Annotated in this window: 17 protein-coding genes; 7 read left to right on the top strand and 10 right to left on the bottom strand. The window is 61.7% G+C overall.

The genetic code is table 11. From position 1 onward, the window contains the following. Window positions 1-290: 290 nt before the first annotated feature. Entirely contained in the window at window positions 291-1,955 is a 1,665-nt protein-coding gene (locus QA637_RS03370; RefSeq protein WP_283063424.1) for an electron transfer flavoprotein-ubiquinone oxidoreductase, read from the bottom strand. A gap of 316 nt (window positions 1,956-2,271) precedes the next feature. Here QA637_RS03370 and QA637_RS03365 point away from each other — a divergent pair, with 316 nt between their 5' ends. The 5 genes from QA637_RS03365 to QA637_RS03345 all read left to right on the top strand — a co-directional run bounded on the left by QA637_RS03365 (window position 2,272) and on the right by QA637_RS03345 (window position 6,504). Then, a complete protein-coding gene (locus tag QA637_RS03365; RefSeq protein ID WP_283063422.1) occupies window positions 2,272-3,564 on the top strand; it encodes an Hsp70 family protein in 1,293 nt (430 codons plus the stop codon). 40 nt (window positions 3,565-3,604) lie between these two features. Then, window positions 3,605-4,489 (top strand): uracil-DNA glycosylase, encoded by an 885-nt coding sequence (locus QA637_RS03360; protein ID WP_283063420.1) that lies wholly within the window; start codon window positions 3,605-3,607, stop codon window positions 4,487-4,489. A 140-nt stretch (window positions 4,490-4,629) separates the two neighbouring features. Further along, window positions 4,630-4,809: a hypothetical protein gene (locus tag QA637_RS03355; RefSeq protein WP_136504071.1), complete on the top strand. Its 180-nt coding sequence runs from the start codon at window positions 4,630-4,632 to the stop codon at window positions 4,807-4,809. A 62-nt stretch (window positions 4,810-4,871) separates the two neighbouring features. Next, a complete protein-coding gene (locus QA637_RS03350; protein WP_283063415.1) occupies window positions 4,872-5,027 on the top strand; it encodes a hypothetical protein in 156 nt (51 codons plus the stop codon). Window positions 5,028-5,211: 184 nt separating this feature from the next. Beyond that, window positions 5,212-6,504, top strand: coding sequence for an MFS transporter (locus tag QA637_RS03345; protein WP_283063413.1), 1,293 nt, complete (start codon window positions 5,212-5,214; stop codon window positions 6,502-6,504). A 15-nt stretch (window positions 6,505-6,519) separates the two neighbouring features. Here the strand turns inward: QA637_RS03345 and QA637_RS03340 are convergent, their stop codons facing one another. Continuing rightward, window positions 6,520-7,458 (bottom strand): DMT family transporter, encoded by a 939-nt coding sequence (locus tag QA637_RS03340; RefSeq protein WP_283063411.1) that lies wholly within the window; start codon window positions 7,456-7,458, stop codon window positions 6,520-6,522. A gap of 419 nt (window positions 7,459-7,877) precedes the next feature. Between QA637_RS03340 and pepN the strand changes: the two genes are divergently transcribed. Further along, window positions 7,878-10,526, top strand: coding sequence for an aminopeptidase N (pepN, locus tag QA637_RS03335; protein WP_283063410.1), 2,649 nt, complete (start codon window positions 7,878-7,880; stop codon window positions 10,524-10,526). Between the two features lie 448 nt (window positions 10,527-10,974). Further along, entirely contained in the window at window positions 10,975-13,308 is a 2,334-nt protein-coding gene (locus QA637_RS03330) for a PAS domain-containing sensor histidine kinase (protein WP_283063409.1), read from the top strand. A 24-nt stretch (window positions 13,309-13,332) separates the two neighbouring features. On the opposite strand, the gene QA637_RS03325 is transcribed toward QA637_RS03330, so the two are convergent. The 8 genes from QA637_RS03325 to ccmI form a co-directional block, all read right to left on the bottom strand. Continuing rightward, window positions 13,333-16,290, bottom strand: coding sequence for a bifunctional [glutamine synthetase] adenylyltransferase/[glutamine synthetase]-adenylyl-L-tyrosine phosphorylase (locus tag QA637_RS03325; protein WP_283063407.1), 2,958 nt, complete (start codon window positions 16,288-16,290; stop codon window positions 13,333-13,335). Window positions 16,291-16,322: 32 nt separating this feature from the next. Then, window positions 16,323-17,729, bottom strand: coding sequence for a sensor histidine kinase (locus tag QA637_RS03320; RefSeq protein WP_283063405.1), 1,407 nt, complete (start codon window positions 17,727-17,729; stop codon window positions 16,323-16,325). Then, window positions 17,726-18,424, bottom strand: coding sequence for a response regulator transcription factor (locus QA637_RS03315; RefSeq protein WP_153442097.1), 699 nt, complete (start codon window positions 18,422-18,424; stop codon window positions 17,726-17,728). The genes QA637_RS03320 and QA637_RS03315 overlap by 4 nt, the downstream gene beginning before the upstream one ends. 303 nt (window positions 18,425-18,727) lie before the next feature. Beyond that, window positions 18,728-20,281 carry a Do family serine endopeptidase gene (locus QA637_RS03310; RefSeq protein WP_283063403.1) on the bottom strand — a complete coding sequence of 518 codons (1,554 nt, stop codon included), beginning with the start codon at window positions 20,279-20,281 and terminating at the stop codon, window positions 18,728-18,730. A 351-nt stretch (window positions 20,282-20,632) separates the two neighbouring features. Continuing rightward, the gene (locus tag QA637_RS03305; protein ID WP_283063402.1) at window positions 20,633-21,088 is read right to left on the bottom strand and encodes a cytochrome c-type biogenesis protein; all 456 of its coding nucleotides are present in this window, start codon (window positions 21,086-21,088) and stop codon (window positions 20,633-20,635) included. Next, window positions 21,085-23,073 (bottom strand): heme lyase CcmF/NrfE family subunit, encoded by a 1,989-nt coding sequence (locus QA637_RS03300; RefSeq protein ID WP_283063401.1) that lies wholly within the window; start codon window positions 23,071-23,073, stop codon window positions 21,085-21,087. Before QA637_RS03300 ends, QA637_RS03305 begins: the two co-directional genes overlap by 4 nt. Then, window positions 23,070-23,522: a cytochrome c maturation protein CcmE gene (gene ccmE, locus QA637_RS03295; protein WP_153442101.1), complete on the bottom strand. Its 453-nt coding sequence runs from the start codon at window positions 23,520-23,522 to the stop codon at window positions 23,070-23,072. Before ccmE ends, QA637_RS03300 begins: the two co-directional genes overlap by 4 nt. Continuing rightward, window positions 23,519-24,664 carry a c-type cytochrome biogenesis protein CcmI gene (ccmI, locus tag QA637_RS03290; RefSeq protein ID WP_283063400.1) on the bottom strand — a complete coding sequence of 382 codons (1,146 nt, stop codon included), beginning with the start codon at window positions 24,662-24,664 and terminating at the stop codon, window positions 23,519-23,521. Before ccmI ends, ccmE begins: the two co-directional genes overlap by 4 nt. Window positions 24,665-24,702: the final 38 nt, after the last annotated feature.

Below are 24,702 nucleotides of genomic sequence, written 5' to 3'. Positions count from 1 at the left end.
GAACACAAATAATTGATGGGTTTTCTGAAGGGACCGTCCACGACCGTCCTTCCTTCGTAACGGGTCGGATTGGACTGCGGACGCGGCCCGGAAATTCGAGTGCGTTGAGCGCGACAGTTCAATGCAATCAATCGCGCCCGCTCAAGGCTTATGGCGCCCCGCATCTCGAGAACGCTGTCGCATGTCGTCGGGAGTCCGTGCGGCGACTGCCGAACATTACATGTTCGGATAGACCGGGCCTTCGCCGCACTCTTGCCTGGCGGGGGTCCGTGCGGCCCGACTGCCGAACATTACATGTTCGGATAGACCGGGCCTTCGCCCCCTTGTGGCGGCACCCAGTTGATGTTCTGGTTCGGGTCCTTGATGTCGCAGGTCTTGCAGTGCACGCAGTTCTGGGCGTTGATGACGAAGGTCGGCTTGCCGTCCTTCTCCACCCACTCGTAGACGGCGGCCGGACAATAGCGCGTCGACGGGCCAGCAAAGACGTCGTATTCCGACCGCTTCTGCAGGTCGGGGTCCTTCACCTGCAGGTGGATCGGCTGATCTTCCTCATGGTTGGTGTTCGACAGGAACACCGAGGACAGGCGATCGAAGGTCAAGACGCCGTCTGGCTTCGGATAGTCGATCTTCTGGTGCTGTTCGGCCGGTTCCAGCGAGGCCGCGTCGGTCTTGCCGTGCCGCAGCGTGCCGAAGAAGGAGAAGCCGAACAACTGGTTCGTCCACATGTCGAGGCCGCCGAGGGCGACGCCGACCGCGGTGCCGAACTTCGACCACAGCGGCTTGACGTTTCTCACCCGCTTGAGGTCCTGGCCGATGGCGCTGTCTCGCCAGCCGTGTTCGATCTCAATCGGCTCGTCATTGGCGCGGCCGCTGGCGATCGCCTCGGCGAGCTTCTCCGCCGCCAGAATGCCCGACAGCACCGCATTGTGGCTGCCTTTGATGCGCGGCACGTTGACGAAGCCGGCCGAACAGCCGATCAGCGCACCGCCGGGGAAGGACAGCTTCGGCACCGACTGGTAGCCACCCTCGGTGATGGCGCGCGCGCCATAGGAGAGGCGCTTGCCGCCCTCGAAGGTGCCACGGATTGCCGGATGCGTCTTGAAGCGCTGGAATTCCTCGAACGGATGGAGATAGGGGTTCTTGTAATTGAGGTGGACGACGAAGCCGACGGCGACGAGATTGTCCTCGAGGTGATAAAGGAAGGAGCCGCCGCCGGTCCTCATGTCAAGCGGCCAGCCGAAGGAATGCTGCACCAGGCCGGGCTTATGGTTTTCCGGCTTCACTTCCCAGAGTTCCTTCAGGCCGATGCCGAACTTCGGCACGTCGCGGCCCTCACCAAGCTTGAACTTGGCGATCAGCTGCTTGGCTAGCGAGCCGCGCACGCCCTCGCCGATCAGCGTGTATTTGCCAAGGAGCGCCATGCCGCGGGCGAAGTTCGGTCCCGGTTCGCCCGAGCGCTCGATGCCCATGTCGCCGGTGGCAACGCCGACCACGGCGCCCTCGTCGTTGTAGAGCACTTCCGTTGCGGCGAAACCCGGATAGATCTCGACGCCCAGGGCTTCTGCATGGGTGGCGAGCCAGCGACAGACGTTTCCGAGCGAGACGATGTAATTGCCATGATTGTTCATCAGGGGCGGCATCAGGAAATTCGGCAGGCGGATCGAGCCGGCGGGACCCAGGAACAAGAAATGATCGTCGGTGACTTCCGTCTTGAACGGATGGTCCGGCTCGTCTCGCCAGCCGGGCAACAGCCGGTCGATGCCGATCGGATCGACGACGGCACCGGAGAGGATGTGGGCGCCGACTTCTGCGCCCTTTTCCAAAACGACGACCGAAAGTTCCGGATTGACCTGTTTCAGCCGGATCGCCGCCGCGAGCCCTGCCGGTCCGGCGCCGACGATCACCACGTCGAATTCCATGCTCTCGCGTTCCGGCAGTTCCTGTCGTTCGGTCATTCTCATGCACTCCAGTGTCGTCGGTCTTCCGCCGGTTCTGTTCCCAAGCCAAATCATCCCCGTCATGGCAAATGCGGTCGGGCTTGTCGAGCCGGGATGCGACAGACAATCTCCGCATTTGCGCATAACTTCATGAGTTTACCACACGTGCCTTATATTACTTTGACGTAAACGTAAACATTGGCGTCATCTTCGGCAGCTGAGACGGCTTGCTTTTGCCGCAACCGCGTGCGAGGAGGCCCGCCCTTCCCTTCCAACGCAACGCCGGAAAAACCGCGCACATTTTCCTCGGCCTGCTCAAGACACGGAGAAAGTCATGGCATCCGCCCTCGGTCTCGATTTCGGCACAACCAATTCCGTGCTGGCATTGTCACAGGGTGTATCGACTCGCTCCGTCGTCGTCGAAAGCTCTACCGGCAAATCCGACACGACGCGGACGGCACTTTCGTTTCTGAAGAAAGCAGACCGCGGGCCGTTACAGATCGAAGCGGGACAGGCGGCGATCCGGGAATTCATCGACAATCCCGGCGAATGCCGCTTCCTCCAGTCGATCAAGACCTTCGCAGCGAGCGCGTTGTTCCAGGGCACGCTGGTCTTCGCCAAGCGGCACGATTTCGAGGACCTCATGTATGCGTTCCTCGCGCGGCTGAGGGACTATGCCGGCAGCGAATGGAGCAACGAGCTGAAACGCATCGTCGTCGGGCGTCCGGTGCAGTTTGCGGGCGCAAACCCGGACGAGACGCTGGCACTCGAGCGTTACAATCGCGCCTTGGCACGCTTTGACTTTCCGGAAATCCACTATGTCTACGAACCGGTCGCGGCCGCCTTCTATTTTGCACGAACGCTCGACAGGGACGCGACGGTGCTCGTCGCCGATTTCGGCGGTGGCACGACCGACTATTCAATCATCCGCTTCGAGAGCGAGGGCGGCCGGCTGACGGCGACGCCGGTCGGGCATTCCGGCGTCGGCATCGCCGGCGACCATTTCGATTTCCGCATCATCGACAATATCGTCTCGCCGCTCATCGGAAAGGGGAGTCTGTTCAAGAGCTTCGACAAGCTGCTTGAAGTGCCATCGAGCTACTACGCCAATTTCGGCCGCTGGAACCAGCTGTCGATCTTCAAGACGTTGAAGGACTTTTCCGAGCTGAAGAAACTTGTCCGGGCGAGCCTTGAGCCGGAAAAACTCGAAGCCTTCGTGGATCTGATCGAGCACGACGAAGGTTACCCGCTCTACCAGGCGGTTTCGGCCACCAAGATGCGACTGTCGCAGGAGGAAGAAACCGAGTTCTTCTTTGCGCCGCTCGGGGAGCGGGCTCGCCGGACGGTTCGACGCGCCGACTTCGAGACCTGGATCGCGCCTGACCTTGCCCGCATCGAACAGGCGCTCGATGAGGTACTTGAAAAGACCGAGACGGCGCCGGCAGCGATCGACAAGGTATTCCTTACGGGCGGCACGTCCTTCGTGCCGGCGGTAAGGCGAGTCGTCGACAACCGTTTCGACCGGTCAAAGATCGAAAGCGGCGGAGAACTCCTGTCGATCGCACATGGGCTGGCATTGATCGGCGAGCGGCAGGACATCGCGACCTGGACGGCTGAAGCCGCTTGATGTCGCTGGACCGCTCACGCCGATCTGCTAAGTTCGCCTCATGATCCCGGCCAACCACCTTTCCCCGGCAGAGCTTGCCGCCCTTCTCGCCTTCCATGCGGATGCGGGCGTCGAATGGTTGTTGGAAGACGAAGCCGTCGACCGGTTCGCAGAGTTCGAGGCGATGAAGGCGAAGCGCGCTGAGGCGCGCAGCGCCCCGCAAAGCGCTCCGACGGGCACCGGCCAAAGGCAAGGTGCGGGAGCGCAGCAAGCGGCACCCGCGCAGTCCCGCAGCGCCGCTCCCGCAGCACCGGCGGCCTCCCCTCCGTCGGTGGCGATTCCCGACGAGCAGGCCATTAAGGAGGCGCAATTCGCCGCGGAAACAGCGCGCTCGTTGCCGGAACTCAGAACGGCAATGGAATCCTTCAACCATTGCAACCTGAAAAACAGCGCCCGCAATCTCGTCTTCGCCGAGGGCGATCCCGCATCCGGGATCATGATCATTGGACCGATGCCCTATGCGGACGATGATCGCGATGGTCAGCCATTCGCCGGCAGGCTGGGCGAGATGCTCGAGCGTATGCTTTTGGGAATCGGCCTCGCCCGGCAGGATGTGCTGCTGACCAATGTCGTACCTTGGCGTCCGCCGGGAAATCGCGTGCCTTCGGGCCGCGAAGCGGATATCTGCCGCCCCTTCATCGAGCGACAGATCGCACTCGCCGAGCCGAAGCAATTGCTGCTTCTCGGAAACTTCACGGCGCGCTTCTTCTTCGGCGGTGCCGATACGATCCATCAATTGCGCGGGGAATGGCGCGAGCTTTCCGCAGGCGGCCACCGTGTTCCGGCACTGGCAACCCTGCATCCCCAGGATCTCGTGACCGCTCCGGTCAACAAGCGGTTTGCCTGGCAGGATCTGCTCGTCTTCAAGGCGAAGATCAACGCCTAACAAGTTCCGTGCCCATTCATGAATAAATGGTGAAAAAAGCCATGCGAATTGCGCATGCCAGCGCCGCGTTTTAATGCGTTGCAAAATCGATGCTGCATCGCAATATGGGCATGTGGGAGGAATGGAAAAGGAAATGAACCATGACTGCCCGCTTTCGTCCGATTCACAGCAGCTTTGAGACGCTCCGCCATGCCGGCGCCGCGCTGCGGACACCATTCAACACTTTCGGCACGGCAGCCAACGAGCAGATGACCGCGATCGGCCTTACCCGGACAACGCGCCGCCCGGCCCAGATCTACGCCGAATTCATCCAACGCTGACGATCGCGCGGAGCATTCAGCTCCGCAACGCGCATTCTGGATCGCAGAGAAGGAGAAGGATCATGTCCAACCCGCTCGGCAGCATTCGGGTTTTGCTCGACACGATCTCCGACATCGGCACAGCCGTACGTGCCTCGCGCGAATACAGCCGCTTGAGTACAATCAAGGACTCGCGGCGCGCTCACCGTGTTGCCGTCAGCCCGCTGCTACCGAACTAATCCTTCTCCTGCTTCTTTTCGCCATCGACTGTCGCAATCGACAGCGTCAAAAGATTGCGATAAAGCCACACTCATTCCGATCCGCGGAGTGAGCTGGCGAACGTCCGATCGACCGCTCCTTCCCGTGCCCCGGGCGTTTCTCCGCAACGGCTGAAGACGACGCCAGCAATGTCCAGGAGCGCCGATGCTGGCCAGTCTCGCTTCCGTTTTCAGCCTGATGCTCTCCACCTTGCTGATGATGGTGGCTTTCGGGCTGCAGAGCTACGTCATTCCGGTGCGCTCCGTGGCTGAAAGCTGGTCCACGCTCACGGTCTCGATCTTCGCCACCGGATACACGCTCGGCTTCACGCTCTCCTGCATTGTCACACCGAGATTCGTGCTGCGCGTCGGGCATGTCCGCGTCTTTACGGCGCTGATCACTCTGCTCTCCATTGCCATCCTGATGTGCGGGCTCATCGTCGACTGGCGCGCCTGGATCGCCTTCCGGGCGATTTCAGGCTTTGCCATTTCAGGAAGCTATCTCGTCATCGAGAGTTGGCTCAACGAGCGTGTGACGAACGAAAACCGAGGTCTGCTCTTTTCGCTCTACCTCATCACAACCATGGTCGGGACCATCGGTGGGCAATATCTGGTACCGCTCGGCGATCCGACCAACACCTCGCTGTTCATTCTTTGCGGGGTTCTGTTTTCGCTGGCGCTGCTGCCGACGGCGCTTTCCTCCTCGCCCATGCCGGCGCCGCCGGCACAGGCGAAGTTCGACATTCCGGGCCTGTTTCGCCGCTCGCCGGTGGCCGTCGTCGGCGGCGTTCTCGCCGGCGCGCTTTCCGGCGCCTGGCTCAATCTCGGCGGCGTCTTTACGCAGAGGATCGGGCTTTCGACTGCCGAGGGCGCCACGCTGCTTGCGTCGCTGCTCACGGGCAGCGCCCTCTCGCAGATACCGATCGGCCGCGCTTCGGACCGAATGGACCGGCGTATCGTCATGGTCGCCTGCGGGATCGTCGGCGTCATCTCCTGCCTCGTCATGTCGGTTTCGATCAGCAACAGCCCGACGGTGCTTTATCTCGTCGCCGCCTGCATCGGCAGCGTGCTCTTTCCGATCTATGCACTCAATGTCGCGCACGCCAACGACCTCGCCCGCCCGAACGAATATGTGGAAATCTCCTCGGGCCTGATGATCACTTATGGCATCGGTACCATTGCCGGACCGCTGATGGTGGGTCCGGTGATGGACCGCTTCGGTCCCGCGGCACTGTTCATCGTTCTCGCCGTCTACTTCGCGCTTTACGGTGGTTATGCCGCCTGGCGCATTCTCAGGCGCGACCAGCACGTGGGGCTCGTCGCCAAGACCGACTTCCAGGCGACCACGGTCCTGCCGACACCCGGTCCGGACGTGACCAGCCCGATCCCCCAGCAGGCGGATGCGGATGCGCTCATCAGCGACGACACTGTTCCCATTTGGGAAAGGCAGCCGGAATAGGGATCACGAGCATCATCAGCCTTGGGGTGTCACGTGCTTGCGAGCGCCCCTGCGCTCCAAACCCAGTTGATGCTCGCGAAAGATGATGAAGATGCCGGCCGAGACAACGATTGCCGTGCCCGCCAACATGGTTCCCGTCGGTATGTCACCGAAGAGAAAATAACCGACGGCAATACCCAGTACGATCGACGTGTACTCGAACGGCGCGATCGTCGACATGTCGGCGTGACGGTAGCTTTCCGTCAGCAGGATCTGTGCGACGCCTCCGCAGAAGCCGGCGACCATCAGCAGCAGAAAGGACGTCCACGACATTGCCGGCCAGCCGAAGGGCAGTGTCGCAAGTGAAAACACCGACGCCGACAGGGAGAAGTAAAGCACGATCGTGTGCGTTCGCTCGAACTTGACGAGCTTGCGCACCAGCACCATCGCCATCGCCCCAAGCGCCGCCGAAGCCAGTACCGCCGCTGCACCAAGCGCCTCGGACGAGCCGAACTCTCCATTCTTGAACAGCGTCAGCCGGGGCCAGGTGATGATCAGCACGCCCGTGAGCCCGATAACGACCGCTGACCACCGGTAGAGCCGCACAGTCTCGCGGAGAAAAACGGCGGCAAAGATGACGGCAAGCAGCGGCATCGCGTAGCCGATCGCGATCGCCTCCGGCAGCGGCAGGTGGACGAGCCCATAGAAGCCGCAGCTCATCGAAAGGATGCCGACAAAGCCGCGCGCCAGATGTCCTATCAGGTTCTTGGTCCTGAACGCATCACGCACCTGGCCGCGAAGCGCCAGGAAAGCCAGGATCGGCACCATCGCAAAGGCGGAACGGTAGAAGGTAATTTGGCCGGTGGCGATGTCGTCACCGGCAGCCTTGATGCAAGTGGACATGCAAACGAAGATGACGACGGAAAGTACCTTGAACAGGATTCCCTTCATCGGGCTTTGGATGTCCGCATCCATCAAACGCACTTTTCAAATGCCGCCGGCCAATGCAGGAGAATTTCGGCCGAGGAAGACGCGGCAGGAAAGCCGCAGGAAGGTCGCGCTCACTCTAGCGATGCGGGGGCGGAATATGGATCAAATTTCTTGATGGCAAGCATTTTTTCGTGATGCGTCCGCCATCGCGGCTCGGGCTCTGCGAGATTTTTTAGCAAGCGCGAAAAAGTCCTTGCCGATTTAGTTCTTGTTAGTGACGCTTCTATAAACCACTGATCGATAAGGGAACGGGAAGAATACCGGAAGCCACGTCTTGTCCGCCGGTGCGGTCGCCGGCATCACAATGATGTGGCAAAGTTTCGCTTTTCGCCCCTTGGGCTTTTCACCATCACAGGCGCCCTTTACAAATCGAATGTACAACGAAGGCGCGAGCGAGACTGACCATGCGGACAAATACGGGCCAGACCATTCATCTGGAAGACTACCGGCCGACCGACTTCGTTCTAGAGAGAGTGGATCTGACCTTCGAGCTCGACCCGAAGGAAACAAAGGTCGAAGCGCGCCTCATTTTCCACCGGCGCGAGGGGGTAAGCCCGGCGGCGCCGCTGGTCCTCGACGGCGACGAATTGCGCATGACCGGCCTGTTGCTCGATCAGGTGGAAATACCGCCAACGCATTTTGACGCCACGGACGATACGTTGACGATCCGCGGGCTGCCGGAGACGGCCCCCTTCGAGATCACGATAACAACCCTGCTCTCGCCCGAGACCAACACCAAGCTGATGGGTCTCTACCGCACCAACAACGTCTACTGCACCCAATGCGAGGCGGAGGGGTTCCGCCGCATCACGTACTTTCCCGACCGACCCGATGTGCTCGCCGTCTACACGGTCAACATCATCGCCGACAAGGCGACGACACCGCTGCTGCTCTCTAACGGCAATCATCTCGGTGGCGCCGACATGGGCGACGGCCGTCATTTTGCGGCGTGGTTCGATCCGCACCCGAAGCCGAGCTATCTTTTCGCGCTGGTCGCTGGCGACCTCGGCGTCGTGGAAGACACGTTTACGACGGCCTCCGGCCGCACGGTCGCCCTCAGGATTTATGTCGAGCATGGCAAGGAGGCCGGTGCCTCCTATGCAATGGACGCACTGAAGCGCTCGATGAAGTGGGACGAGGAGGTTTTCGGCCGCGAATATGACCTCGACATCTTCATGATCGTCGCGGTCTCCGACTTCAACATGGGCGCCATGGAGAACAAGGGGCTCAACGTCTTCAACGACAAGTACGTGCTCGCCGACCCGGAAACAGCGACGGACGCGGACTACGCCAATATCGAAGCGATCATCGCGCACGAATATTTTCACAACTGGACCGGCAACCGCATCACCTGCCGCGACTGGTTTCAGCTCTGCCTCAAGGAAGGCCTGACCGTCTTCCGCGACCATGAATTTTCAGCGGACATGCGTTCACGCGCCGTCAAGCGCATCGCCGAGGTACGTCACCTGAAGTCGGAGCAGTTTCCGGAGGATGCCGGCCCCCTCGCCCATCCGGTACGCCCGACGAAATATCGTGAAATCAACAACTTCTACACGACTACCGTCTATGAAAAGGGCTCCGAGGTGACGCGGATGATCGCCACCATCCTCGGCCGCGACCTCTTCAAGAAGGGCATGGATCTCTATTTCGACCGTCACGACGGTCAGGCGGTGACGATCGAAGATTTCGTTGCCTGTTTCGAGGACGCCAGCGGGCGCAACCTCAAGCAATTTTCGCTCTGGTATCACCAGGCGGGAACGCCGCTCGTCACCGCATCGGGATCCTACGATGCCGACAAGCAGACTTTTTCGCTTTCGCTTGAGCAGACGGTACCCCCGACGCCGGGTCAGAGCACCAAGGAGCCCATGCATATTCCGTTGCGGCTCGGACTCCTGCTTGAGGACGGCAGCGAAGCGAAAGCCGCGTCGGTTTCGGGCGCCGACATCACGGAAGATGTCATCCATCTCACCAAACGCAAGCAGACGGTTTCATTCTCGGGCATTCCGTCGCGCCCGGTGCCGTCCTTGAACCGCGGGTTCTCGGCGCCGATCAACCTCCACATCGAGCAGAGCGCCGGGGACCGCGCACTGATCGCGCGCCACGAGATCGATCTCTTTGCTCGCTGGCAGGCACTGAATGCCATTGCGCTCGACAATCTGGTTGCCGCCACCACGCAGGCGCGCAACGGCCAACCGGTTGTCTGCGACAACGCCCTCGTCGCCGGCCTGATTGCCGCGGCGGCGGATCACCGGCTGGAGCCGGCGTTCCGCTCGCAGGCCCTGACGCTGCCGAGTGAATCCGACATCGCCCGGGAAATCGGCAGCGACAATGACCCGGATGCCATTCACACCGGCCGTCAACAGATCCTGGCCGGTATCGCCGCAGCCGGACGGGATACCTTCAACCGGCTGATGGAAGACATGGCAGCCCCAGGCCCATTCAGCCCGGACGCCACCAGCGCCGGATGTCGAGCATTGTGCAACAGCGCCCTTTCCTTCCTCGTCTATGGTGACAAGGGGCCGGAAAGGGCGGCCGAGGCATTCCGTGCCGCCAACAACATGACCGATCTCAGCATCGCGCTGACGTTGCTGGCACATCGTTTCCCGGATGCGAAAGAGACGGCCGAGGCCCTCGCTCATTTCAAACAACGTTTTGCGGACAACGCCCTCGTCATCGACAAATGGTTTGCGATCCAGGCGACGGTTCCCGGCCCCAAGACCCTCGATCGCGTCAAGACGCTGATGTCCGATCCGCTCTTCAACGGCAACAATCCAAACCGTGTCCGCTCGCTGGTCGGAACGTTCGCCTTCTCCAACCCGACCGGGTTCAATCGGGCCGATGGCGAAGGCTATCGCTTCCTTGCCCGACAGATTCTCGACATTGATCCGCGCAATCCGCAGCTCGCGGCGCGCATTCTGACGTCGATGCGCTCCTGGCGTTCGCTGGAGAAAGTTCGATCGGATCATGCCCGCAACGCGCTTGCGGAGATCGCCGGCGCGGCCAACCTGTCCGCAGATGTCGGCGATATCGTCGACCGCATGCTGGAGGCCTGACGGCTCTCGTGCACAGCGATCACGGCAGCATTGGCTCGAATCGGGCTACTGCATGGTTCCTTAAATCGAAATCGATTTAAGGAATCAGCAGCTCAAAGGGCTGCAGCGACCTGTGCGCGTCCGATTGGACGGGCGGCGCCGTAATGCCGCCATGAACGATTCCAATGAACTAAAGCTCATCTGAGAGAAAGAGAGCCGAAGCCGCAACGGTAATCCGGCCTGTGATTTTCCAACGATGAGAATTGGTTAAGAAATCTTTACCATTCCCTCTGGACAAGGCGAATCGCCCTGTGATTCATTGAGTCAGATTCGGGCGAGCGGCGCGCCGAATCACTGAGGCAACCATTCCCCGGCCAAACGTTGGGGCGGCTCAATGTCTCAGATCTAGCGGATCAGGCGTCTTCGGCACATTCATTGGGAATGCCGGGCGCTTTCGAGGATGACAAGATTGGGAAAGATGGCGGACGCGCGACGGGGAAGCGCAGCCGACGGGCGGTTGCGACTCAAGTTTCCGGGCCTTTCCAGCCTGGAGCGGGAGTTCATCGAGCAGGCAAAGCTGTTTGCCGAGCCCGCATCGCAGCGGCTCGCAAGCGCCGAGCCTATTCTCAAGCGATCCATTCCCGTCCTGATCATCGCTTTCCTGGTCATCGTGGCTATTTCCCGCATGTCAGGCATCATGGGCGAACACGCCCGGATGGAGGGCAGTTCCCGGCAGGCCGTCGGCCTCGCGGCGGCCGCGGCTGCCGCCGCCTTCCACGCCGATGGCGCGACACTTTTTGCCGACGGCCGGCGATGGGACGCCGAACAGCGGCTCGGCGAATATCTTCCTGCGGACACGCTCGACGGCGGCATGTTCCTGCTGACGGTTCGCAAGGACGGACGGATATTCGCAAGCACGCCCGAAGGGGTGCATTTCATCGGACGCACGCTGGCATCGATCGCTCCGGACCTCGCCTCGTTGCAGTATTACGGCGAGGGATCGAGCGTGATGGAGACGTCAATCGGCGATGTCGCCCACCTCGTTGCCTTGACGCAGCTTCCGGAAGCCGCTGGCGTCATTCTGGCGGCAATACCGATCGCCGAACTCGAAACGGCGTGGCGCGACGAAGTTTCGCTCAATGTCACCCTGTTTGCAGGCATCTCGGCGATCCTGCTCGTCGTGCTCTATGCCTATTACATTCAGGCAAAGCGCGCGCGCGATGCCGATGCGGTATTCGCCGAATCGAACCTGCGCGTTGAAACCGCGCTCTCGCGCGGTCGCTGCGGCCTGTGGCATTTCGACCTCGCCAACCGGCGCCTTTTCTGGTCGCGGTCGATGTACGAGATGCTGGGCATGCCAGGCGACAGCAGCGTGCTGTCCTTCGGCGACGCTGCGCGGCTGATGCATCCGGAGGATCGTGGCATCTACAGCGTGGCGCGGGCGATCGCGCGGGATAACGCGCGCCAGATCGACCAAGTGTTTCGCATGCGCCATGCCGACGGCCATTACGTGTGGCTGCGCGCGCGTGCCCAGGTCATCCGCACCGTCTCGGGGCGCACCCACCTGATCGGCATCGCCATGGACGTTACCGAGCAACACCGCCTTGCCCAGCGCTACGCGGAAGCGGATCAGCGACTGGCCGATGCGATCGAGTGCACGTCGGAGGCCTTCGTGCTCTGGGACAAGCACGACCGCCTCGTCATGTGCAACACCCATTATCAAGAGGCCTATCAATTGCCGGATCACGTGCTCGTGCCCGGCACCGAGCGAACAGTCGTCTATGCCGCCGCGGCACGACCGGTCGTCGAGCGGCGGGTGGCGGATCCGGATCGCAGCAATCACTCGCAGACAAGCGAGGTGCAGCTTGCCGACGAGCGGTGGCTTCAGATCAATGAACGCCGCACGCGCGATGGCGGTCTGGTTTCTGTCGGCACCGACATCACGCTGCTCAAGCGCCACCAGGTGCGCCTGCGCGAATCCGAGCGCCGGCTTATGGCAACGATCGGCGACCTTTCGGCATCACGCATCACGCTGGAACAGCAGAAGGCCGAGCTTTCTGTCGCCAACGCCAACTATCAGGCGGAGAAGGAGCGTGCGGAAGCCGCGAACCGGGCCAAGTCCGAATTTCTGGCGAACATGTCGCATGAATTGCGCACGCCGCTGAACGCCATTCTCGGCTTTTCGGAGATCCTTCAAAACCAGATGTTCGGTCCGCTCGGATCCGAGAAATATCACGAGTATTCGCGCGACATCTTCGAAAGCGGCAAACACCTGCTCAACGTCATCAACGACATCCTCGACATGTCAAAGATCGAGGCAGGCCACATGCGCATCACGCGCGAGACGATCGATCTCGCTCCACTGATCGAAGAGACGCTTCGCTTCACCACCATTCCAGCCGAGCAGAAGAACATCCGCGTCGTTCAGCAAATTTCCTCAGGCCTCACCATGGTCGCCGACCGCCGTGCGATGAAACAGGTGCTGCTGAACCTGCTTTCGAACGCCGTCAAATTCACCAATGAAGGGGGCCGGATCTCGCTAAGGGCCCGCAAGGTCACCGGGGCAGTCACGCTGACCATCGCCGATTCCGGCATCGGTATTCCGAAGGATGCATTGCAGAAGATTGGCCAGCCGTTCGAGCAGGTGCAGAGCCAGTACGCCAAGAGCAAGGGCGGTTCAGGCCTCGGGCTTGCGATTTCCCGCTCGCTGACGCGCCTTCACGGTGGAACGATGAAGATCCACTCCGCCGAAAACGTCGGCACGATCATATCCGTGCGCATTCCCGACCGCGTTGGCGTCTGAAACAACGCGACGACGCATTGCCGTTCACTGAACGACGACGGATTGGAAAATCCCACGGACCGCTTTCGAGAGGCTTCGGATATCCGCCTCGAGGTGCTTCAGGTCCGGATAGTCCCCTGCCCCGCAAACGAGATCGACCAGGCCAGCGGGGGCATCCTTCGGGTCGAAATCCCCGTCGATGCAGAGGCGCACGATCTGCGAGACTTCGGTGAAAAGCGTCAACGCGTCGACGGCTACATCCAGATCGTTCGCATCCATCATGGCCGCGCCGAGGCTCTTCAACGCTTCAAGCGTGTGCGTGCCCGCCGGCGGCGGCGTCACGCCTTTTGCCGGCGCAATCAGGGCGAGGTATTGCGCGATGAACTCGATATCGACGAGGCCGCCGGGAATGAGTTTGAAATCCCAGATGTCGTTCGGCGGCTTCTCCTTGTCGATCAGGTCGCGCATCTCCTCCACGTCCTTGCGGACCTTCCCGATGTCACGCTTTTGAGAAAGGACCTCGCCGAAAATCGCTTCCGCCTCGCTGATCAGGCTTTCATCGCCGCAGATACAGCGTGCGCGCGTCAGCGCCAGGTGTTCCCAGGTCCAGGCCTCTCCACGCTGGTATTTGGCGAAGGCCGTGATGCGGGTTGCCACGGGCCCCTTGTTTCCCGACGGCCGCAGCCGCATGTCGACATCGTAAAGGATGCCCTCGGCGGTCGGTGCGGAAAGCGCCGCGATCAGCCGCTGCGTCAGTCGGGTGAAATAGCGCACGTGATCGAGCGGCTTGGCGCCGTCGGACTGCCCCGCGTCGCCGTCATAGTCGTAGAGCAGGATGAGATCGACGTCGGAGCCGGCCGTCAACTCGTGGCTGCCGAGCTTGCCCATGCCGACGACGGCGACCCTGCCCCCTGGAAAGCGTCCATGCGCCGCGCGGACTTCCTCCATCACCGCGTCGAGCGCCGCGGCGATGATGAGGTCGGCTAGATCGGTGAAAGCGCGCCCTGCCTGGATGCCGGAAATGGCACCGGTCAATAGCCTTATGCCGATCAGGAAACGCTGTTCGGCGGCGATGATGCGCAGGCGGTCCAGCACCTCCTCGTAGTGACGGCCGCCAGCAACGAAATTTGCGATCCTCGGTGCGAGATATTCCCGTGTCGGCAGCTCCGCGAGCAGCCCCGGATCCAGCATGCCGTCGAAGACATGAGGTCTTGCGGCGATGATGTCCGCCAGCCGAGGGGCAGACGACATGATGTTGACGATCAGCGACAGGAGCCTCGGATTGTTGCCGAGCAGCGAAAAGAGCTGGATACCTGCCGGCAGACCGGAAATGAAATGGTCGAACCGCAGCAGTGCCTCGTCAGCCCGCCTGCTTTCGCCGAATACACGCAGGAGCTCCGGCGTCAGCTCGGTCAGCCGCTCGCGCGCTTCCACCGACTGCGTTGCCCGATAGCGCCCGTAGTGCCACGTGCGAATCGTCCTCGCTATGTCGGACGGGCGCTGGAAGCCGAGCCTTTTGAGGGCCTCCAGCGTGTCCGGGTCGTCCTGTTGTCCGGTGAAGACCAGATTTCCGGTCTCGGTCGAAAGCTTTGCCTCCTGCTCGAACAACTGCGCATAACGTCGCTCAACCGTCCGCAACACACGCGACAGCTCCGTTGAGAAGGACGCGGTATCTTCGAAGCCGAGCATGTAGGCAATCCGCTTGAGATCTGCCTCCGTCTCCGGCAGGACGTGCGTCTGTTCATCGCGCACCATCTGGATCCGGTGCTCGACGTTGCGCAGGAACCAGTAGGCATCGACCAGCTCATCGGCGGTCGACTGATCGATCCATCCGGCCTTCACCAGTGCTTGCAGCATCGGCTCCGTTGCGCGCAACCGAAGCTCGTGCATGCGGCCGCCGGCGATCAATTGCTGCGTTTGGACGAAAAACTCGATCTCGCGGATGCCGCCGCGACCGAGCTTGATGTTGTGACCCTTGACGGCGATTTCGCCATGTCCCTTGTGCGCGTGGATCTGTCGCTTGATCGAATGAATATCGGCAATGGCCGCATAGTCGAGGTATTTGCGGAAAACGAACGGTGTCAGCTCCCGCAGGAAGCGCTCGCCGACCTCCAGGTCGCCGGCAACCGGTCGCGCCTTGATGAAGGCGGCACGCTCCCAGTTCTGCCCCCTGCTCTCGTAGTAGAGCATCGCCGCTTCGATCGAGATCGCGAGCGGCGTCGAGCCCGGATCGGGGCGCAGGCGCAGATCCGTGCGGAAGACATAACCGTCGCCGGTCCGTTCCTGCAGGATGCGAATCAAGCGCCTCAGCAGACGCGCGAAGATTTCCGAAGCGCCGTCCCGGTCGACAATGATGCCGGACTGCGGATCATAGAAGATGACGAGGTCAATGTCGGAGGAATAGTTGAGTTCGCAAGCACCGAGCTTGCCCATCCCCAGAACGACAACCCCTGAGCCGACGCTCGGCTCCGACGCGTCTTTCAGTTTGAGCTTGCCGCTTTCATGGGCGCCAAGGAGCAGGTGATCGATCGCGGCGGCGACGGCGGCAGACGCGAAATCGCTCAGCCAGCGCGTGGTTTCCCGACCGTCGAAAAGCCGCGACAGATCCGCCAGTGCGACGGCGAAGGCCATTTCGCGCTTTGCCCTGCGCAGCCTGGACATGATTTCCCCATCCGGCAGGGCAGCGGTCGTCGGTTCGGGTTGCCAGGCTGACCGGGCTGCCTCGATCCGGCGCTTCAGGAACTCGGACAGAGGCGTGGCGAGCAGATCTTCGAGAACCGCCGGATGGCTGCCAGTCGTATCCCTTAAAAACGGTGAGAGCGCGAGCGCCGAGACGACGAAGTCCTTGAGCGGCCCATTAGACGCCAGCAAATCGGCGATTCGATCGTGTCCTTTGGCGACATCCTTCAAAACGGACAAGGCGGCCTTTGCATCCGCCTGGCTTGTCGGACGGATCGGAACCACTTCGATATCGGCCAGACGCCGCTCGTCCGTTTCCAGCATCAACACCTCCTCCCGATCTCATGACCGGTCTATCAGGTTGTACGAGCCGGGAAAACCATGCGCACCGTCAATCCTTTGCCATCCTCGGTGTTCGGCTCGGTCGCACTGAGCGTGAGCGAGCCTCGATGCATCTCCATCACTGCCTCGACAAGCGAGAGACCAAGACCGGTCCCGGGCTTCGAGCGGCTTTCATCCAGACGGACAAAGCGCTTCAGCACTTCGCGATACATGTCTTCGGGGATGCCGGGGCCGTGATCAGCGACCGTCAGCACCGCCTCATTGCCGCTCTTCGTCATCGCCACCTGGATCAGAGGATTTGCTGCTCCCTCGGCATATTTGATCGCATTGTCCATCAGGTTTCCCAGCGCCTGTCCGATCAACTCGCGATTGCCCGAGATCACGACGCCCGGCAGGATATCCGCTTCCAGCTTCAAGGCATTGTCTTCGGCTGCCGGTTCGTAAAGCTCGACCCAATCGGCGACGATCTGGGAGAGGTCGACATCGCTCATTTCGGCGACGGCGGAACCCGCCTCGACCCGGGAGATCATCAGCAACGCGTTGAACGTACGGATCAACTGGTCCGACTCGGCGATGATTTCCTCAAGCGCGCCAGTTTGGCCACTGTCCCCCTTGCTGGAGAGTGCAGCTTCGGCCTTGTTGCGCAAGCGCGTCAGCGGAGTCTTGAGATCGTGCGCAATGTTATCGGAGACCTGTCTCAGCCCTTCGTTGAGCTTCTCAATCCGCCCGAGCATCGCGTTGAGCGATTCCGACAGCCGGTCGAACTCGTCGCCCGAACCGCTCGTCGGCAGACGCTGCGAGAGATCGCCCGCCATGATCTTCGTGCTGGCCTCGGACATACGGTCGATACGCTTCAGCGCGTTGCGGCCAATGCCGAACCAGATGACGAGGGCACCGAGCCCCATCACGCCAAGCGCGACGACCAATGCCTGTCGCACGAGCACGCGAAACTTCTCCGGCTCCTGAAGGTCGTGACCAACGAGAATTCTGAGCCCGTTGTCGAGCATCAGAACCTGGGCAAGCGCCACGTGGCTCTCCCCGCGGCTTTCGTCGGCGAACCGCCGGTAACGAAACGGCTCCGACTTCCAGCCTTCGTCGTCGAGCAGCCCTGGCTGCAGACCAGCCACGTTGCCGGCGAGGATTTCTCCGCTCGGGCCGGCGATCACATAAAGATTTGCGCCCGGCTGGCGTGCACGCCGTTCGAGCGAGCGAAGCAGGCCATTCATGCCGGCGCGCTCATAGACGGCTTCGATCTGACCCACTTCGGCGGCGATGGCATCGCGCGTCTGCTGCTCCAGCAGGCGCTCGGACATACCTGTCACGTAGAAGACGAGGAAGACCGCGCAGAGGGAAAAGAGAACAAGGTAGAGTGCGGAGAGCCGGACTGCCGTCGTTCTGAACAGAACCCTGAGTTTGCTCATGTCTCAGTCCGGTCGTCCTTGATCATGTAGCCGGCGCCACGCACCGTCCTCAGGAGCGGCATGTCGAAGTCCTTTTCGATCTTCGAGCGCAGACGCGAGACGTGCACGTCAATGACATTGGTTTGCGGATCGAAATGGTAATCCCACACGTTTTCAAGCAGCATCGTCCTCGTCACGACCTGGCCCGCATTCTTCATGAGGTATTCGAGCAGCCGGAATTCGCGTGGCTGCAACGGAATCTCCTTGCCCTGCCGTCGAACCGAGTGAGCGAGCCGGTCCAGTTCGAGGTCGCCGACGCGGTAGACCATATCCTGTTCGGGCGCGCCCTTGCGGCGACCGAGTACCTCCACCCGAGCGAGAAGCTCGTTGAAAGCGTAAGGCTTCGGAAGATAATCGTCGCCGCCGGCGCGCAAGCCCGTGACGCGGTCGTCCACCTGGCCGAGCGCCGAAAGGATGAGAACGGGCGTGTGGATGTCGCGCCGTCTCAATTCGGTGATCAGCGACAGACCGTCGCGGCGTGGCAGCATACGATCGACGACCAGCACGTCGTAGGCGTTCTCGCTCGCCATGAACAGCCCGCTTTCGCCATCGCTGGCGTGATCGGAAACAATTCCGGCCTCGCGAAATGCCTTCGCCAGATACGCGGCTGCCTCAAGGTCGTCTTCAACAATCAGAATCTTCATGCGCGTGACCATAGTCCCGGATCCCTATCTGTCTCAACCGGTTTCGGTTCCGACACCTCCAGCGCCGCCCGTCTCACGAGACGCGCAATGGTCGCTGTAGCGCTTTGAATTGCTGCATGATTTTCGATCCACGCAATCATGCAACAGCGCCATGGCAACCGTCGCTTCGGCCGGACGGAGAAACGCCGCGAAATCACTCGGATGTCGCGGCGCCCTTGGATCATGGTGATTTTCGGATTGTGCCGATCCATTCACCGTGATCGCCAGAATGGATTGGGGCGGGCGACCCGCTCCAATCCTTCGATAGTCGCGAGATCAACCCTGATCGATCGGAAGAGCGACAAAGCGGCTGCCTTCGCCGGATTCGATCTGGAAGAGCGCCTTGGTCCGCCCCTCCTTCTTGGCGTTGTTCATCACCTTGAGGATGTCGTCCGCCGACTTCACATCCTGATTGTTGACCGTGACGATCTTCTCGCCTTCCTTGAGACCACGGTCGCCGGCATCCGAGTCCGGATCGACGGAGGCGATTGTCACGCCAGTCCCGTCCTCGGAAGGTGTCACCGTCAAACCGAGACCGGCAAGCGCTTCATCGCTGGCTGGCGGTTGCTGCTCGGACCGCTCGTCCTTCGGCTGCGCGGAGTCGCTCGTGTCGCTTGGCAGGTTGCCGATTTCGAGCTTGGCGCTCTGCGACTTGCCCTCGCGCCACAGCGTCACGTCGGCAGAAGAGCCCGGACGCAGCGCCGCCACCTTGCGGGCCAGATCGCGCGGATCCTTGATCGGCTCACCGTTCAGTGCCGTCACCACATCGCCCTTCTTGATCCCGGCCTTTTCTCCCGGAGAACCGGCCTGCGGTTCTACGACCAGAGCGCCGCTTGCCTCGGAGAGGCCGAGTGAATCGGCGATATCCTTGGTTACCGGCTGGATCTGAACGCCAAGCCAGCCGCGTGAGACGGTGCCGTCCTTCATGAGGTCGTTGACGACGTCCTTGGCAACGGATGCAGGGATCGCGAAGGCGATGCCGACATTACCGCCCGAGGGGGCCAGGATAGCGGTGTTGATGCCGACAACCTCACCCGAAAGGTTGAAGGTCGGACCACCGGAGTTGCCGCGGTTCACGGCTGCGTCGACCTGCAGGTAATCGTCATAGGGGCCGGAGCCGATGTCGCGGCCGCGAGCGGAGACAATACCAGCCGTCACGGTTCCACCGAGGCCAAACGGGTTGCCCACGGCGACGACCCAATCGCCGACGCGTACCTTGCTGTCGTCCGCGAAGCTCACGTAGGTGAACTTCCGCTTGTCGTCGACCTTGAGTACTGCAAGGTCAGTACGGCTGTCCTTGCCGACCAGCTTGGCATCCAGCTCCGTTCCGTCGTTCAGGATGACCGTGAAGGCGGAGCCATCGGCAACGACATGGTTGTTGGTCACCAGGTAACCGTCTTCGCTGATGAAGAAACCGGAACCCTGGCCGCGGGGGCGAAGGCGACCCTCGTCGCGCGGACCACGGCGATCAGGCCGACGCTCGGCACGATCGTCGCCGCGCGGGCCGCCGAATTCGCGGAAGAAGCGCTTCAGCGGATGATCATCGGGCAGATCTTCGAGGCCGCGGCCGCCGAAGTCGAAGCTGAAGTTGCTGGATTCATCTTCGGAAGTGCTCACGCGCGACTGCACGCGAACGGAAACGACGGCCGGCGAAACCGCGTCGACGACATTCGCGAAGCTCGGGACCGAGGGAGCCTCTGCCTTCACCGCCTCGGCGAAGGACTGCGAAATCTGAGCCGGCAGGCCGCTGGTCAGCATGACCGCCGCGAGACCGGCGACGGTGGAGGTTTTCAGAACCGTCTTCAGGGATGGACGTGTGATCTTGGACATTCGCTTTTGCCTTCTCTCTTCCTTGAAGCCATCGCCAATCGGCATGCGGCTTCAAAACCTTGACCACGAGCACTCCCGAAGCGGTATTTGGCGTTCGGGGAACTGCTCGCCTGGCTGTGATTGGAGGAACAGCCGATGATGAAAGGTGTAACGGATGGGACCTTACTGAGTTCTGTCCGACAGATGAATATTTGGTAATGTTCGCACGGAAGCGGGAGAGAGACTGCTCAGCGCCGTGCAGTAAGGCGCGATATCTCGTTTCGACTAAGCGAAATCCGCCTCAGCATCCTGAATTATCCTTCGGTATCAAACCCCATTTTCGATGGTCCGGGGCATCTGGGGAAAGAAGCCCTAGGACCTCAAAAGCTTGTCCAGCTCTTCCCTTTCCTTGTCGGAAAGCGGCGTGCCGGGCATACCGGCGCTGCGTCGGCGCGCAGCCACGACGAGGGCAACGCCACCGCAAAGAAGCAGGATGACGGGCATGCCCCAGAGGATGACAGTCTTTGCCTCGAAGCGCGGCTTCAACAGGACGAACTCACCGTAGCGGGAGACGACATAGGCAATCACCGCTTCGTCCGTGTCGCCATTCGTCAACCGTTCGCGCACCAGCACCCGCAAATCCTTGGCAAGTTCGGCATTGGAGTCGTCGATCGACTGGTTCTGGCAGACCATGCAGCGAAGCTTGGCCGAGATCGCCCGTGCGCGCGCTTCGAGTGCCGGATCGGCAAGCACCTCGTCCGGATTGACCGCCAAAGCGGGCAGCACAGAAGAGAGGCAAAGGAAAAGCGCAAGCAGCAGGCGGATCATTCGGCTACCCCCAAGGCGAGCCGTGCGGCCCTTCTTGCGCGCGTCGGCGCGCCAACCCGCAGGCGGCGGTCACTGAGCGAGACAACGCCGCCCGCCATCATGACCAGCGCCCCGCCCCAGATGCAAAGGATCAGCGGCTTCCACCAGACACGCACGACAATTCCGCCGTCGGTCATCTGATCGCCGAGGGATACATAGAGCTGGCTGAGGCCGAAGGTCCGAATTCCGGCTTCCGTGGTCGGCATCCGGCGCGCCGTATAAAGCCGCTTCGACGACGAGATTTCCGTGACCGCCACGCCGCCCCGGCTTACGGTGAAATGCCCGGTTTCCTCGGTATAGTTCGGCCCGCGCCCTGGACGCATGCCGTCGAAGCGCAGGGTATAGCCACCGGCGTCCACCGTCATGCCCGGCTTCATCTCGACAACCGTCTCGGTCTCGAAGCCGGTGACGGCGACGATGCCGATCAATGTGACGCCGAGTCCCGCATGGGCGAGCGCCGTCCCGAAGGCAGAGCGCGGCAGGCCCGAGAGCCGCTTCCAGGCAACGCTGCCGGCCGCTTTGCCGATACCGGAGCGCAGAATGAGATCGGTCAGCGCGCCCACGATCAGATAGACGCCGAGCGCAATGCCGAGGAGGGCAATTACCGGGCCGCCATTCATTGCGTAGTAATAGGCCGCAGCGACAAGGAGGCCGACCGCGGCTGCGACGAACAAACGCTGGGCAGCGCCGGTGAGGTCGCCGCGCTTCCAGGCAAGCAGCGGACCGAAGGGAACTGCGCAAAGTAGCGGCAGCATCAACAGACCAAAGGTCATGTTAAAGAACGGTGCGCCAACCGAAATCTTTTCCCCCGTCAGGGCCTCGAGCACCAGGGGATAGAGCGTGCCGGTGAGCACCGTCGCTGCCGCCGTCGTGAGAATGAGGTTGTTGAGAACGAGGGCTCCCTCGCGCGAGATCGGCGCGAAAAGCCCGCCGGACTTGAGACGCGAGGCCCGGAGCGCGAAGAGTGAAAACGCGCCACCGATGAAGACAACGAGAATGGCGAGAATGAAGATGCCGCGCGTCGGATCGGTGGCGAAAGCGTGCACCGACGTGAGCACGCCCGAACGGACGAGGAAGGTGCCGAGCAGCGACAGCGAGAAGGTCATGATCGCAAGCAGCACGGTCCAGATCTTCAGCGCCTCGCGCTTTTCCATCACCAGTGCCGAGTGCAGCAGCGCCGTGCCTGCAAGCCACGGCATGAACGAGGCGTTTTCAACCGGGTCCCAGAACCACCAGCCGCCCCAGCCGAGTTCGTAATAGGCCCAGTAGGAGCCCATGGCGATGCCCGCCGTCAGGAAGGTCCAGGCGGCAAGCGTCCATGGACGCACCCAACGCGCCCAGGCCGCGTCGATGCGGCCTTCGATCAGCGCCGCGATGGCAAAGGAAAAGCAGACGGAAAAACCGACATAGCCGAGGTAGAGCAGCGGAGGGTGGATGGCGAGACCGACATCCTGAAGCACCGGGTTCAGGTCCTTGCCCTCGCCCGGTGCCGGGATGAGGCGGGCAAAGGGATTGGACGTCAGCAGGATGAAGAGCGCAAAGGCGGCCGCGATCCAGGCCTGTACGGCGAGCACGGTTGCCTTCAGCGTTTCCGGGAGGTTGCGGCCGAACAACGCCACGAGAGCGGAAAAGAAGACGAGGATCAGCAGCCATAGCAGCATCGACCCCTCGTGGTTCCCCCACACACCGGAAATCTTGTAGATCAAGGGCTTGAGCGAATGCGAATTCTCCCAGACGTTGCGCACGGAGAAGTCGGAGGTCACGTAGGCAAAGGTCAGCACCGCAAAGGAGAAGGCAACGAGCAAGCCGCAGACAAGTGCAGCGCTCGAGGCGAGTTCCATCAGCGCGCGGTCACCAAGCCGCGCTCCGGCGATCGGCAAGATCGCCTGGACGAGCGCGGTCGCGAGTGCCAGCACCAGGGCATAATGTCCGAGCTCGATGATCATTGAATGTTTTCCTTGCCGCCGAGCGCAACACCTTGGGCCTTCAGGCGGTCTGCAACATCTTTCGGCATATAGGTTTCATCGTGCTTGGCAAGCACCGTATCCGCGACAAACACCGGGCTGCCTGCAACAAATGCACCCTCGGCCACCACACCCTGTCCCTCGCGGAAGAGGTCGGGCAGGATGCCGGTATAGGTCACCGGTACCGTTCCCAGCGTATCGGTCACGTTGAAGGTCACGGTCTTGCCCTCGCCACGCTTGAGCGAGCCGCTTTCGACGAGGCCGCCGAGGCGAATGCGCGTTCCCGGCGCAAGGCCTGCCTTGGCGAGATCACCCGGAACATAGAAGTAGGCGACCGCCTGGCTGAAGGCGAACATCACCAGCAAGACGGCGGCCATCAAGAAGCCAACGCCACCGCCGATGATCGCCAACCGTTTCTGCTTGCGTGTCATTTTTCTTCTCCGCCCGCCTCGATCCCGAGTTCGCGGCCGAGAGCCAGCAACTGCTTTCCCTGATCCCCGGTGGCCGGGAACGCCTTCAGCCCTTGCTGTAGAGCGTCGCGCGCCTCGTCTCTTTGATCAAGCACAACGTAGGAACGGATCAGGCGCATCCATCCTTCAAAGTTCGCGGGGTTTTCCTTCAGCTTGCTCGACAGGCTGTCGACCATGCCGCGGATCATGGCCTGGCGATCGCCAGCGTCCATCTGCGCGGCAGCCGCCATATCCTCGGATGTCGGGTTTGCGGGCATCGTATTGCCGGCGGGCGCTTGACCAGCGGAGAGCTCCGCGATGTGCTGGTTCACCAATGGCAGCCAGGGCGCGTCGGCAGGAGAATTGCCGGCAAGCCTGCGGAACGCGGCGAGCGCATCCTGCTGCTTACCCTCCTGCTTGAGACCAAGAGCCAGATAGAATTCCGAGCGCGGGTCGTTGGGGTCGAGGGCAAGCGACTTCTTCAAGGCTTCCTGCGCATCGGCCGTCACAAGGCCGCCGGACTGCACGATCAAGGCCTCCGCATAACCGCCGAGTCTGGCGGGTGTCGGTCCGAGCAGGCGAATCGCCTGGTCGTAAGCGGCAACGGCGTCCTCAACCCGTCCGCTGCGCATGTAGATCGGTGCCAGCAGATCCCAGCCTTGGCCATCGCCCGGATTTGCCGCAAGATGGTTCTCGGCCCGCGCGATCAAAATGTTGATGTCGTCGCCCGGATTGGCAAGTCTGGCCGCAAGCGGTTGCGCCGGCACGCCGGGACTGCCGGTGACGAGATAGACAAAAAGCCCCACGGCGGGAAGACTGACAAGAACGAAGAGCTGCGCGATGCGATTCGAGCGCAGAGATTTCAAACCGCTCTGCTCGATGGGCGCGTCCGCGGCGCTTGCCGCAAGCAGCCGGCGCGCGATCTCGGCGCTCGCGAGTTCCTCGTCCTCGCCGCTGATCAGGCCGGACTTCTGATCCCGCTTCACTTCCTCGAGCTGGTCGCGATAAACTTCGATGTCATGGCTGTGTGGAGACGAAAGCGGCGCCGTTGCCCGCATCAGCGGGAGAACGAGCACGACAGCAACTGCCGCCGTCAAAATAGCGACGAGGATCCAAAACAACATGGAGGGGAAATACTATGAGCCCCGTGCCATTCCAACTC

It is taken from the genome of Sinorhizobium terangae, assembly GCF_029714365.1.
Lineage (GTDB): Bacteria > Pseudomonadota > Alphaproteobacteria > Rhizobiales > Rhizobiaceae > Sinorhizobium > Sinorhizobium terangae.
Note: the sequence above shows the minus strand (reverse complement) of the source record. Positions and strands in the feature narration are given on the sequence as shown.